This is a genomic window from Actinacidiphila sp. DG2A-62, assembly GCF_035825295.1.
In the GTDB taxonomy this organism is placed as follows: Bacteria; Actinomycetota; Actinomycetes; order Streptomycetales; family Streptomycetaceae; genus Actinacidiphila.
In genome coordinates, this window is the sequence record NZ_JAYMGI010000002.1 from 34,443 (window position 1) to 47,588 (window position 13,146).

Sequence of the window (13,146 nt, forward strand, 5' to 3'; positions counted from 1 at the left end):
GCCGCCGGCCGCGGCGGGTGAGCAGGTCCCGCACCGTTTCGTCACCCGCACGGGATATTCGAGCGCCACCCCGCAAAAACCGGAAGGCGAAGACCGGCAGCGTTTCCGGACCCGTTGAACCCGGCGCACCCGCAGCGTCATGCGACGGTCCGCCTCGCACGCCCCGAGGACATTATGGGCGAACCGCCGAATCAGTCAACGATCGAATCTCTCTGATGAATCAAGGGTTGAGGCCAGTAGTCCTGGATGATACCGTCACGACCAGCAGGAGACAGACACAGAAGCTTCAAACGGGGGAGCACACAACATAATGAAGCTTGGATATTCCGTTTTCGGCGCGGTAACCATCACCCTTGCCGCGTCCTTGACCGGTCTGGCTGGAAACGCCGAAGCCGTGACTCCGAGGCCTGCGGCATCTGAATCCCATGAGATCGTCAACAGGGATGCCTATACGCAGTGCATGGACTTCGGGTCCAATGCGCCGGGCACGGTCGTGGGACTTTACCACTGCTATTCGGGTGGAAGCCAGCTGTGGACGGACACCTTCGGCCTTCCCGATCCCTATTCCGACAATAAGATACGCAGTGTCTTGAACGGCATGTGCATGGACCTTCAGTCGAACAACATAGGCGCTCCGATTGTCCTGTCCGAGTGCCGCGACGGGTATACCAGTCAGTCGTGGTACCTGGAAGTGCCGCAGGACGAGCCGGCCAACACGTCATACCGTCTGATCGTGAATGACAACGGCCTCTGCGCGGACATAGGCTCGATAAATCCCGGCACTCCGGTCACGATGGCCATATGCCGGATCGGCTACAAGAGCCAGGAGTGGAGCTTCAGGTATCAGTAAAGCTCGCGTCGGGCCGGGCGGAACAGCCCGTTGCGCCTGACCTGCTGGCAACTGACCGCGTGGGGACAGGCGATACGCCTGTCCCCACTGCTGATATCCGCCACTGACCTTCGACGACCAGCGCTCGCTCGTGACGATCCCGAAAAAGCGAACGTCACCTTCGAGATCCCCGAGGGCGAGGAGCCCGTGCTGAACGTCATGGGCCCGCCTGGCGACGGCGCCGTCGAGGAACACGCCGACGCCCCCGTCCTGCGCGTCGGCGTCGTCATCTTCTTCTCCGGTCGATGCCAGGCCGGTGGGGGTCGTCAGAACTCCAGTTCGATGTCGTCGACGTCGGTGAAAGGAGTTCACCGAACGCCGCTGGCGGACCGTCACCGGGCACCCGGTGCACTACCCCTACTAGCCGTGGCCGGCGGCGCCGTGCACGCGCTGGCCGCGGCCGCCGGGCTCGCGGGCGCCGCCGCGTGCCTCGTGCAGAGGCTGGCCGGCCGGGCCCGCGACTGGGCGCCGGCGGCCGTCGTCCTGGTGGTCATGGCCCTCATGGCCGGCGGGGCGGGCGGCACGGCGCTGCCGGCGGGGGCGTGCGCCGTCGCCGGGGCCTGCGGGTGGACCGCGCTCGCCGGCCCGCGCGACGGCGGCCGGGCCGCCGCCGTGGTGGACCTCGCCGTGATGGCCCTGCTCACCGCGGAGGCCGCGGCGGCGGGGCCGCCGGGGCACCCCGCGGGCATGCGGATGGCCGGCGGGGCGGGGGCCGCCGGGGTGTTCGTGCTCCTCGTCACCTGCTGGGTGCTGGCCCGGGCGGGCGCCGGCCTCGCCGCCGTGGTCGAGTCCGCGCCGCGGCAGCCGCCCGCGCCTCCCGCCCGGCGTGCGCGGTGCGGACGGGTCCTCCTGCGGGACGCGGGCAGCGCGGCGATGGTCATGGCGATGGCGGCGATGCTCGCCTGAGGGCGCGCCTCGCGGGCTCGGGGCGGCCCCGCGAGGCGGCCGAGTACGTACGGCCGCCTCGTACGCCGGCCGCGCGCCGCCCGCGTACGTTGGCACGAGCCAGCGCCGCCCGGACCCCCGGGCGGCGTCCGGGGCAGGTCCCCGGAAGAACCGGCACGACGGAAGGTACCCATGGGTGCGCTCGACGAACGACTTCCCGACGATCCTGACCGCCCACCTCGGCCACGGCCTCGCCGCGTCCAAGGCCGTGGTCGCCGTACTCCCCGACGGCCTGCCGCCGCGGGGCGCCGAACTCCTCGGCGGCGACCGCCCGGTCGCGCTCGCGCCGGGACCGGTCGGACCGGTCCCGGGCTGGCGGGCCGGCCCTTCGCCCGCATCCCGCTCCCGCGGGACCTGCCGCCGGGGACGTACGCGGTGCGCGTCGTGGACGGCAGCGGACGGTCGTGCCAGAGCGCGCCGTTCGTCGTCGCCCCCGACCGTCTCCAGCGGCAGACGATGCCGGACGTGCTGGCGTACTTCAGGGCCATGCGCTCCAGCGGCGAGATCGACCGCAAGGACCGCCGGGCGCGGCTGTGGGGGGATGTGAGCGGAAGGGAGGTGGACGCGCGCGGCGGCTGGCTCGACGCCAGCGGCGATCCGAGCAAGTTCCTCAGCCACCTCACGTACACCCGCACCATGAGCCCCCAGCAGATCCCGCTGTGCGCCTGGGCGCTGGCCGCCGCCCGTGACGCGGTCGCCGAGCGCCACCCCGCCCTGCTCCGCTCGCTCGGCGCCCGGCTGCGCGACGAGTGCCTGTGGGGCGCGGACTTCCTGATGCGCTTCCGCGCGCCCGAGGGCTACTTCTACACCGGCGTCTTCGACGCCCTCACCAAGCGGCTCGACGAGCGGTTCGTGACCGCGCCCCTCGCCGAGTGCGTCCGCACCGACCGCTACCAGGCGGCCTACCGGCAGGGCGGCGGCCTGGCCATCGCGGCGCTGGCCCGCGCCTCGGCCCTCGGCGACAACGGCGACTTCTCCGGCGCGCAGTACCTGGACGCGGCGCTGACCGGCTTCGCCCATCTCGAAGCACGCAACCTGGAGTACTTAGACGACGGTACGGAGTCGGTCGTCGACGACTACGCAGCGCTACTGGCCGCGGCCGAACTGACCGCGGCGGGCGCGACGCCGGCGGCACCGGTGACCGAGGCGGCCCGACGCCGCGCTGCACCGGCTCACGGACCGTTACGTGCGCCCCGCGGACGGCGGACTCGGCTGGTTCACCGCGGACACCGAAGGGCGGCCCTTCTTCCACGCGGTGGAGGCGGGCCTGCCGGTGCTGGCCCTGCTCCGCTTCGCCGCGGTCCTCACCGGCGCCCCCAAGGCCGGCCCGGCGCGGGCGCCGGCGGCCGAGGCGATGCTCGACACGCTGCGCCGCACCTCGTGCGTACCGAACCCCTTCGGCTACCCGCGGCAGCGGGTGCGGCCGGCCGGCGGCGAGGACCGCGACGCGTTCTTCTTCCCGCACGCCAACGAGACCGGCTACTGGTGGCAGGGCGAGAACGCCGCCCTCGCCTCGCTCGCCGCGGCGGCCTGCTTCTGCGCGGACGTGGACACCGTCCCCGTGTCCGACCGCGAGCGCCTGCTGGACTTCGCCGACGACCAGCTGGCCTGGATCACCGGCCGCAACCCCTTCGACGCCTGCATGCTCCAGGGCCGCGGCCGCGGCGACGTCGACTACGCCACCGACTTCCCCAACCTGCCCGGCGGCATCGTCAACGGCATCACCTCCGGCTGGACGGACGAGGACGACATCGCCTTCCTCCCCGCCGACGCCCCGGAGTCCGAGTCGTGGCGCTGGGCCGAACAGCGGATCCCCCACACCGGCTGGCTCCTCCTGGCCACGGCGGCCTGCCGCTGACGGTCCATCCGGCGCCCGGGCGGCGCGCCGTCATCGCGTGCGCGCCGCAGCGGTCTCCCCCGTCCGATGCCTTGACGCCGTGACAGTGAGCGCTAACACTGCTGGGGGCAGCCCGCAGACCACCACCCCGCTCCTGATCGCGGGGCGGTCCGGCATGACGCGACCGTGGTCGAAGGCCCGGACCCGACGGCACAGCGCACGGCTCCACCGGCATATGCACGCACTTGACCGGCGTCCCCGGACGATGGGCGCCGGCCTTGTTGTCAGGCGCTCACACCCGCTCGGCCCGCCGTACGTGCGGCCGCACGTACGCTGCCGCGCGGCCACCGGCCCGGCACGTCCACGCCCCGGCCCGCCACGTCCCGGAGCGCCCGGACCCGCCCGGCTTCCGCTCCCGCAGTCACCAGCTCCGACGTGCAAGGAGGCGCGATGCGCTGGAGGAACTCAACGGCGAGACGCGCGGTCACGGCGACCGTGTGCTCCCTCGGCCTGATCGGGACGGTCGCCGCGACGGCGCAGGCGAGACCGCCCGCCGCGGTGCGGGCCGCACTGCCGATCTACCTCGACACCGGCTACTCGTTCCAGGAGCGGGCCGCCGACCTGGTCTCGCGGATGTCGCTCGACGAGAAGGTGCAGCAGCTGCGCACCAACAGCGCGCCCGCCATCCCGCGGCTGGGCGTCCAGCAGTACACGTACTGGAGCGAGGGGCAGCACGGCATCAACACGCTGTTCGCCGACACCAACCCCGGCTCCGTCACCGGGGGCGTGCACGCCACCAGCTTCCCCACCAACTTCGCCGCGTCGATGTCGTGGGACGACGACCTGATCTACCGGGAGACGACCGCAGTCTCCGACGAGGCCCGGGGGCTGCTGGACAAGTCGCTGTGGGGCACCGGCCAGAACAACCTCGGCCCGTCCAAGGACGACTACGGCATGCTCACCTACTGGGCGCCCACCGTGAACCTCGACCGCGACCCGCGCTGGGGCCGCACCGACGAGGCGTTCGGCGAGGACCCGTACTTCGTCGGCCGGATGGCCGGCGCCTTCGTCAACGGCTACCAGGGACAGACCCTGGACGGCAAGCCGCTGGGCAAGTACCTCAAGGTCGCCTCGACCGCCAAGCACTACGCGCTCAACAACGTCGAGCAGGACCGCACCGGCATCAGCTCCGACGTCAGCGACGACGACCTGTTCGACTACTACACCGCGCAGTTCAAGAGCCTGATCGAGAAGGCGCACGTCGCCGGGTTGATGACGTCGTACAACGCCGTCAACGGCACGCCGTCGGTGGCCGACACGTACACCACCAACCAGATCGCGCAGCGCACGTACGGCTTCGGCGGCTACATCACCTCCGACTGCGGGGCGGTCGGGACCACCTACCAGACCTTCCCCTCGGGCCACAACTGGGCGCCGCCCGGCTGGACGACGGACGGCAAGGGCGGCAACGCCACCTGGACCGAGACGGCCACCGGCCGTACGCTCCCGGGCGCCGCGGGCGGCCAGGCATACGCCCTGCGGGCGGGCACCGACGTCAACTGCACCGGCACGGAGGCGACGACACCCGGTCTGGAGCAGGCGATCCAGGCCGGTGTCCTCAGCGAGGGCGTCATCGACAACGCGCTGGTGCACCTGTTCACGGTCCGGATGCGCACCGGCGAGTTCGACCCGGTGGACAAGCAGCCGTACACGAAGATCACCAAGGACGTGATCGAGTCCAAGGCCCACCAGGACCTCGCGCGGACCGTCGCCGACAACGCCCTCGTGCTGCTGCAGAACAACCGGCTCGCCGCCACCGGCAAACCCCTGCTGCCGGCCGACCCGGCCGGGCTCGGCAAGGTCGTGGTCGTCGGCGACCAGGCCGGCAAGGTCACCCTCGGCGGCTACTCCGGTGACCCCACCGAGAAGGTCGACGCCCTCCAGGGCATCACCGCCCAGGTCAAGGCCGCCTCTCCCGGCGCGCAGGTGGTGTACGACGCGGCGGGCACCTCCACCACCGCGACGGGCGCCGCGGTGCTGAGCGCCCAGACGCAGGCGGACATCCAGGACGCCGACCTGGTCGTGATCGCGGTCGGCACGGACGAGGCCACCGCGGGCGAGGGCAAGGACCGCAGCGGGCTGGCACTGCCGGGGAACTACGGCAGCCTCATCGACCAGGTCACCGCGCTGGGCAACCCCAGGACCGTCCTGGACATCCAGTCCGACGGGCCGGTGGCCATCGAGGCCTACCGCGGCAAGGTCGCCTCGATCGTCTTCGCCGGCTACAACGGCGAGAGCCAGGGCGACGCTCTCGCCGACGTGCTCTTCGGCCGGCAGAACCCCGGCGGCCACCTCAACTTCACCTGGTACAAGGACGACTCGCAGCTTCCCGGCATCTCCGACTACGACCTGGCGCCCAGCGGCACGGGCGACCTCGGCCGCACGTACCAGTACTTCACGGGCGTCCCGACGTACCCGTTCGGCTACGGCCTGAGCTACAGCACCTTCGCCTACTCCCACGTCCGCGCCGACCGCTCCACGGTGGACGCCGACGGTACGGTGAAAATCGGCTTCGACGTCAAGAACACCGGCGCCGTCGCCGGCACGACCGTGGCCCAGCTCTACGCCGCCACGGACTTCACCGTCGCCGGCCGGGAACTGCCGAGGAAGCGGCTCGCCGGCTTCCAGAAGACCAGGAACCTCAGGCCGGGCGAGACCCAGCACGTCACGCTGCGCGTGCGCGTCGCCGACCTCGCCTTCCACGACGGCGGCAGCGCCCGGCAGGTCGTCTACGACGGCGGGTACCGCTTCGAGGCCGGTCCGGACTCGGCCACGACCGCCGGGTCCGCCACGGTGACGGTGCGCGGCAAGCTCACCCCGCACGTGCAGTACGTGACCGTCCAGCCGGAGTCCGTCGTCTACGACGCGGGCGCCACCGTCGACCTGACGGCCCGCAACCGGTGGATCAAGGACGACACCGACCCCACCGCCCAGCCCGGCCGCAACCTCGCCGTCACCGCCGACCACGTCGTCGAGGCGGTCAACGACGACGGCTCCTTCGTCGACCTATCCAAGGCCGGCGTCCGCTACTCCAGCAGTGACCCCTCGGTGGCCACCGTCAGCAAGAAGGGCGTCGTCACCACGGTGGGCAACGGCGTGGCCACCATCCGGGCGACCGTCGGCGGCGTCACCGGCACCGCCGTGATCCGCGTCCACCACACCCTGACGGTCTCCGCGGCCCAGATCGTCGAGCCCGGCACTCCTGTCACGGCGACCACCACCTACACCAACACCGGCCCCACCGCCCTGCCCGGCGCGAGGATCGGCCTCACCGTCCCGGACGGCTGGAGCGCGGTGCCGGTGACGGCGGCCACCTTCTCCAGCGTCCCGGCCGGCGCCTCGGTGACCACCGCCTGGAGCGTCACACCCCCGGCCGACGTGGCACCGGGCAGCTACGCCCTGGCCGCCTCCGCCACCTACCGGGGCGCAAAGGCCAGTGACGACGCGGCCGGACGCGTGTTCGTGCCGTACGCCTCCCTCGCCGACATCGTCACCAACATCGGCGTGAGCGACGACGCCGCTCCCGGCTCGGGCAACCTCGACGGCGGCAACGCGAGCCTGTCGCAGCAGGCCCTCGCCGCCCAGGGAGTGGTCTCCGGCGGGACGGTGGTCCACGACGGCCTGACCTTCACCTGGCCCACCACGGGCACCGGCAAGCCCGACAACATCGTCGCCGGCGGCCAGACCGTGCCCTTCACCGGCAGCGGCACCACGCTCGGCTTCCTGGGCACCGCCGACTACGGCGACGCCTCCGGCACCGGGACGATCACCTACACCGACGGAACGAGCCAGACCTTCGGCCTGTCCTTCTCCGACTGGTGGAATAACAGCGCCGCGCAGGGCAGCGACATCCTCGCCACCACGGACTACTTCAACAACAGCGGAGGCAAGGTCCAGCAGAAGGTCAGCGTGTACGGCGCCACCGTCGCGCTCCAGCCGGGCAAGACCATCGCCTACCTGACCCTGCCCGACGTCGGCCCCAACGCCGACATGAACCAGGTCGCCATGCACCTCTTCGCCCTGGCCGTCGGCTGACCCACGCCGGGGCCGGACCGCGCGAGCGGCCCGGCCCCGGCGCCGGTGCGACGCGGCGGCGGTACGCACCCACGTGCCGGCGGCGTGTCGTCAGGCCGGCGCGGGCGGCGTGCCACTGGGCCGCAGCGGCACCCGGGGTTCGCAGGGGGATAACCGGTGCGGTCACCACGGTCGCCTGGAAATCCTCGCGCCGCCGGACCGGAAGACCGCCGTCACTGCCAGGTCCTGGTCGTCGGTCTGCCGGACCCGCTCGCCGTTCCAGCCTCGGTAGTCTCTGCCCAGTCCCTCCAGGAACGGGACGAGATCCATTTCCTCGGTCCCGTTGCGGTCGGGCATGTCGGCCGGCGTGATCATGACGAACAGCGGCAGGCCTCTGGTGTCCGCGGCCAAGTGGCGTCGCGGCCGCTGGCCGGTCGCGGTCTCCAGGCCGGCCCGCGCCCACAGGGCGGGAAATGGCGGCCAACAGCCGGACACGGCTCACGCACAGCCGCTGCCACCGCGGCGCCCACTCACAAGGGGGGCTGCGTCGGCGGGCAGACGGGGGCGCGGGACGGCTCGGGCGCCGGCGCGGTGAACGGCAGGGCGTAGAGGACGAAGTGGACGCCGAGGGCCAGCACGGCGAGCGCTTCGAGCGCGGACAGGACCAGCAGGGCCGCGCGGCCCGGCGCGTCGGTCCAGTAGCCGACCAGCGCGGCCAGCGGCACCGCGCAGAACGCGCCGAGGTCGACCAGGCACTGGACGGCCTTGCGCGAGCGGCGGCGTGCGTCGCCGCGGTGCGCGGTCTCCCAGCCGAAGACCGCTCCCGCGCCGGGACCGGCCAGTTCACCCAGCCGGGGGGCCAGCTCCGTGCGGACATAGCGCCCGATCGCCGAGATCTTCTCGTCGTTGACCAGGTACGTCCAGCCCAGCACCACGCACACCGGGGGAAGCGCGAGCAGCATCGTCGCCCGCGCGGCCTCCAGCGACGCCGCCGCGACTCCGGCGACGGCCGCGAGCGTCACGTACAGGAGGTTGTCGCGGAAGCCGATGCGCGCCCGCTGCTCCTCCTTGATGCTCTGGTACTCCGCGATCAGCAACTGCCCCACCCCGACCAGCGGTTCCCGCTCCCCCACCGCACGCTCCCTCCGCGCTACCGGCATGGCCATGTCCCGCACCGGTTCATGCCCGGACAGCGCCCCGATGAGTCCGGCAGAGGCGTACAGCGTGCCGGCCGCGCGGGTTCGCCGCGGGCCGCGCGCGCTCACGGCGAGGGGTCGGCCCCTCGGCCGTCGATCAGCGCCGCCACGTCGTCCGCCTCGACGTCGCCGACGTCCTCGAAGATCTCCAGCGCCCGTTCCCAGCTGCCGCGCGCCGCCTCGCGGTCGCCGAGCGCGGTCAGCACGACGCCGAGCCGGTGCAGCGCCCGCGCCTCGCCGCGCAGGTGCCCGACCCGGCGGTGCACCGCCAGCGACTCGCGGTAGGAGGCTGCCGCCTGCCCCCACTCGCCGCGCTCCTCGTGCACCTCGCCGAGATTGTGCAGGGTCATCGCCTCGCCGAAGGCGTCGTCACCGACCGCACGGCGGATCTCCAGCGAGCGCCGGTAGCAGTCGGCGGCCCGGTCGGTGTCGCCGCAGACCATGTGGGCCGCGCCCATGTTGTTCAGGTCCGTCGCCTCGCCGCGCCGGTCCCCCAGCCGGCGGTGCGCCTCCAGCGCCTGCGTGTGGCAGACGAGCGCCTCGTCGTAGCGTTCCAGGTCGTCGTAGACGTCGCCGAGTCCGCTCAGCAGCCACGCCTCGGCCGGCCCGTCGCCTGCGGCGCGCGCGGCGTCGAGGCCGATGCGCTGCACCTCCAGCCACTCCGGCCACTGGCTGCGGCGCTGGAAGTACGACCTGAGCACGATCGGCACGCGCGAGCCGATCGTGAACAGGCCGGCGTCGGCGGCCTGCTGGGCGACGTCCAGGACGTTGGCGTACTCGGCGTCGAACCATGCGAGTGCGGCGTCCGCGTCGGCGAACCGCGCCGGCCGCACGCCCTCGGGCGCCTCGATCGGCGCGAGCACCTGCTCCCGGCCGTCGTTGAGCGCGCGGTCGGCGTTCTCACCGGTCGCCACGTACCAGGCCAGCAGGCGCTCCACCGCCCCTGCGGCCTCGGCGGGAGGCTCCTGCACGCGGCAGCGGTCCTGCGCGTACAGCCGCAGCAGGTCGTGGAAACGGAAGCGGCCGGGGGCGTCCTCCTCCAGCAGGTGGGCTTCGGTCAGCGCGTCGAGCAGGTCGCGGGCCTCGTCGCGCGGCACGCCGAGCACCGCCTCGGCCGCGGCGGCGCCGAACACCGGTCCCCGGTGCAGCCCGAGACGGCGGAACGCCCGCGCTTGCGACGGCGTGAGCTTGGCGTACGACCAGGAGAAGACGTGCCGCACCGCCGCGAACTCGTCCGAGCCGCGCGACAGCTGCGCCAGCCGGCCCTCCTCGGGCGCCAGTTCCGCCTCGACGTCGGCGAAGCCGAACGAGGGGCGCAGCGCGAGCCGCACCGCGGCGATGCGCAGCGCCAACGGGAGGCGTCCGCACAGTTCGGCGACACGCAGCGCGGCCGCGCGCTCGGCGGCGACCCGCTCCTCGCCCAGCACCCGGGCGAAGAACGCGAGCGACTCCTGCGGATCGAGCACGTCCAGCGTGAGCAGCCGGGCCCCGTCGCGGACCGCGAGCCCGGCCATCCGGCTGCGGCTGGTGACCACCACACAGCAGCCCGGGGCGCCCGGCAGCAGCGGCCGCACCTGCGCGGGGTCCTCGGCGTTGTCCAGGACGACCAGGACCCTGCGCCCCGCCAGGAGGCTGCGGTAGGACCGGGTCCTGGCGTCCAGGCTCGCGGGGACTTCGTGGGCCGGCCCCCGAGCAGCCGCAGCAGTTCCCCCAGGGCGCGGCGCGGCTTGGCCGCCGGAGTGGGCGCGTAGCCCTGGAGGTCGAGGTGGATCTGCCCGTCGGGGAACCGCTCGCTCGCCGCGTGCGCCCAGTGCACGGCCAGGGTCGTCTTGCCGACGCCCGGGGTGCCGTCGATGGCGGAGATCACCACGGTGGGCGTGGCCGCAGGGCTTTCGAGGGCGGTCACGGAGCTGTCGGAGGTCCCGGAATCGGCGGGGGCCCCGGGATCGGCCCCGGGATCGGCCCCGGGCGCCCGGGACGGAGCGTCCAGGGTGCGGAGGTCGTCCGCACGGCCGGTGAAGTCGGGGATGTCGGGCGGCAGCTGCCGGGGAGGAGGCGGGACGGCCGGCGGCGGGGGCTGCGCGGCGGCGTGGTAGTGGGTGTGGTGCTCGGCCGTGCCGGTCACGTCGCCGAGGAACAGGCCGTTGCCGAAGTCGACGTGGTCGCCGAGGTAGGAGGAAGCGGTCGGCGCGGGAGCGGCGTCCGCGAAGCCGTGCGCGCGCAGGTTCGCCGCCAGCGCTGACGCGAGCGCCGGGTCGGCCGCGAGGACGGCCCGCAGCCCGGCCGCCCACTCCTTGAGGGCGCGGACGCCGTCGGCCCCGGCGTCCGCGCCGTGCCCGGCCCCGTCACCGCCCTCGGGCAGCAGCGCCAGTTGCGCGCGGACCGCCCCGCCGCCCGGCTGCGCCGACGTCGCATCAAGCGCCCGGAGCAGCGCCTGCCAGTTCGCGTCCATCCGGCCCCCCTGTGCGGTACGGCGCGGCGTACGGGATCTGCCGCGGCCCGCTCCAGCCTACGGCTCGGGCACCTCGTCCGACGTACTGTCAGCACAGCCCGGGCGGCGGCGGTTTATCGTGGGACGAGGCCCTCGGCACGAGCGGGCACGAGCCCCCTGGCCGAACAAGCCCGCAGGCCGGGAAGCCGGTAGGCCGGAACACGGGAGCGACGCACATGACGGCTCGGCACAGCGGAACCGCGGTGGTGCTGACGGCGCTTCCCGTCGAGTACCGAGCCGTGCGCGCGGCTCTCGGCCCCACCACGAAGCGGCAGCACCCCTCGGGGACGGTCTTCGCGGCGGGGACGCTGCCCGGCACGGACTGGGAGATCCTGCTGGCCAGGGTCGGCGAGGGCAACCTGCGGGCAGCCGTGATCACCGAGCGCGCCCGCGACTGGCTCGCGCCCGACGCGCTGTTCTTCGTCGGGGTGGCAGGAGGCCTCGCGTCCGACGTACGGCTCGGCGACGTCGTCGTGGCCACCCGCATCCACCACGTCCATCCCGGCAAGGAGACCGCGGACGGCTTCCTGGCCCGCCCGGTCCCCGGGGCAGTCTCCCACCTGCTGGAGCAGAACGCCTGGCATGCGCTGAGCGACGACGCCTGGCACGGCGGGCCCGACCCGGCGCCCGCCGTGCACTTCAAGCCGCTCGCGGCGGGCGAGGTGGTGCTCAACGCCGCGGACAGCCCGCTGCGGGAGCAGATCCGCTGGCACTACGGCGACGCAGCCGCCGTCGAGATGGAGAGCGCCGGGGTCGCCGCCGCGGCCGCGCTCACCCACGACCTGCACGTCCTGACCATCCGCGGCATCAGCGACCATGCCGACGGAGCCAAGGCCGCCGCCGATGCCGCCGGCTCCCAGCAGCGCGCCGCCGCCAACGCCGCGGCCGCCCTGCTGGCCCTCCTGCGCGCCCTCCCCCCTTCCGACCTCCCCGCCGCGTCGAGCAGCGCCCGGCCCCCCCGCCTCCGGCGACCACATCGACTTCCGCCACGGTCTCTTCCTCGCCCCCGTCACCGGCAAGTCCACCCCGCCACCGGCCTCCTGACTGCGCCGAGCACCCCACATCCCACCGTGAGGGGACGAAGGCCGGAACCGAGGGCGCGCAGCATGGTGGGTGGAACGCCGTCGCCCTTGAGACGGCAGTCTCGCGGTATCCTCCGGGCAACCCGGCAAAGACGCGCTCGACGCGGGCACGGACCTACAGCTTCGTCTGTGGGCCGCCCTTCCCCCGTCAGCGATCTGCTCGGCGCAGACGACCGTGTACCGGGCGTACGCCATCGGCTGCAGTATCGGCTGAGGTTCCGGCCGGGGGTTCCGGCCGGGGTTCGGTCAGGGCGTCAGTATCCACAGGGCGTACGATCCGGCCGGCCCGGCCGGGCAGGAGAAGTTGACGGCCTGTCCGCTGGTCACCTTCTGGTTGCCGACGTACACGCAGATCCACTGCTGCGGGTACGTCTCGCCGGTGTTCACCCACTGCCCGGTCTGAGCGGCGGCGGGAGTGACGGCGGCCGGGGCGGCCGCTGCCGCGGCCGTCGCCAGGGACAGCGGCGCGACGCCGAGCACGAGTGCCAGCGCGGTGGTCGTGGCTAGTCTCCGCATGGTGCTGCCTTTCCGCGTGGGAGCGATCAAGGACCGTTCGGGAGTGCCGCATACGCCGGCCAGACTATCGGAGAGCGCTCTCCGACGATACGTGTGCGCCCGGAATCGGCGTCAAT

The 13,146-nt window shown here is 73.2% G+C and carries 8 protein-coding genes and 2 pseudogenes; 6 read left to right on the plus strand and 4 right to left on the minus strand.

The annotated features are described in order from the left end of the window. Positions 1 to 310 precede the first annotated feature (310 nt). The 5 genes and pseudogenes from VSR01_RS00595 (at position 311) to VSR01_RS00615 (ending at position 7,766) form a co-directional block, all read left to right on the plus strand. A complete protein-coding gene (locus VSR01_RS00595) occupies positions 311 to 850 on the plus strand; it encodes an RICIN domain-containing protein (RefSeq protein ID WP_326447324.1) in 540 nt (179 codons plus the stop codon). Positions 851 to 1,255: 405 nt separating this feature from the next. Then, a complete protein-coding gene (locus tag VSR01_RS00600; protein ID WP_326447325.1) occupies positions 1,256 to 1,795 on the plus strand; it encodes a hypothetical protein in 540 nt (179 codons plus the stop codon). Positions 1,796 to 2,320: 525 nt separating this feature from the next. Then, positions 2,321 to 2,890 (plus strand): annotated as a pseudogene (locus tag VSR01_RS00605) (chitinase); the annotation flags it as partial. Positions 2,891 to 3,020: 130 nt separating this feature from the next. Then, positions 3,021 to 3,692, plus strand: a complete 672-nt coding sequence (locus VSR01_RS00610; protein WP_326447326.1) for a hypothetical protein — start codon at positions 3,021 to 3,023, stop codon at positions 3,690 to 3,692. 429 nt (positions 3,693 to 4,121) lie between these two features. Beyond that, positions 4,122 to 7,766: a glycoside hydrolase family 3 C-terminal domain-containing protein gene (locus VSR01_RS00615; protein ID WP_326447327.1), complete on the plus strand. Its 3,645-nt coding sequence runs from the start codon at positions 4,122 to 4,124 to the stop codon at positions 7,764 to 7,766. A 162-nt stretch (positions 7,767 to 7,928) separates the two neighbouring features. Here the strand turns inward: VSR01_RS00615 and VSR01_RS00620 are convergent, their stop codons facing one another. The 3 genes from VSR01_RS00620 to VSR01_RS00630 all read right to left on the minus strand — a co-directional run bounded on the left by VSR01_RS00620 (position 7,929) and on the right by VSR01_RS00630 (position 11,232). Further along, the gene (locus VSR01_RS00620) at positions 7,929 to 8,120 is read right to left on the minus strand and encodes a DUF6228 family protein (RefSeq protein ID WP_326447328.1); all 192 of its coding nucleotides are present in this window, start codon (positions 8,118 to 8,120) and stop codon (positions 7,929 to 7,931) included. A gap of 155 nt (positions 8,121 to 8,275) precedes the next feature. Beyond that, a complete protein-coding gene (locus VSR01_RS00625; RefSeq protein ID WP_326447329.1) occupies positions 8,276 to 8,878 on the minus strand; it encodes a hypothetical protein in 603 nt (200 codons plus the stop codon). Between the two features lie 128 nt (positions 8,879 to 9,006). Next, positions 9,007 to 11,232 carry a tetratricopeptide repeat protein gene (locus VSR01_RS00630; RefSeq protein ID WP_326447330.1) on the minus strand — a complete coding sequence of 742 codons (2,226 nt, stop codon included), beginning with the start codon at positions 11,230 to 11,232 and terminating at the stop codon, positions 9,007 to 9,009. Positions 11,233 to 11,608: 376 nt separating this feature from the next. Between VSR01_RS00630 and VSR01_RS00635 the strand changes: the two are divergent. Further along, positions 11,609 to 12,280: pseudogene (locus VSR01_RS00635) on the plus strand (5'-methylthioadenosine/S-adenosylhomocysteine nucleosidase family protein); the annotation flags it as partial. A 480-nt stretch (positions 12,281 to 12,760) separates the two neighbouring features. On the opposite strand, the gene VSR01_RS00640 reads toward VSR01_RS00635, so the two are convergent. Further along, positions 12,761 to 13,030: a hypothetical protein gene (locus VSR01_RS00640; protein WP_326454005.1), complete on the minus strand. Its 270-nt coding sequence runs from the start codon at positions 13,028 to 13,030 to the stop codon at positions 12,761 to 12,763. Positions 13,031 to 13,146 lie beyond the last annotated feature (116 nt).

Excerpts from the sequence above, each read along its gene's own strand:
- VSR01_RS00595 (WP_326447324.1), top strand. The coding sequence starts at position 311 with ATGAAGCTTGGATATTCCGTTTTCGGCGCGGTAACCATCACCCTTGCC.
- VSR01_RS00615 (WP_326447327.1), top strand. The coding sequence starts at position 4,122 with ATGCGCTGGAGGAACTCAACGGCGAGACGCGCGGTCACGGCGACCGTG.
- VSR01_RS00620 (WP_326447328.1), bottom strand. The coding sequence starts at position 8,120 with ATGATCACGCCGGCCGACATGCCCGACCGCAACGGGACCGAGGAAATG.
- VSR01_RS00640 (WP_326454005.1), bottom strand. The coding sequence starts at position 13,030 with ATGCGGAGACTAGCCACGACCACCGCGCTGGCACTCGTGCTCGGCGTC.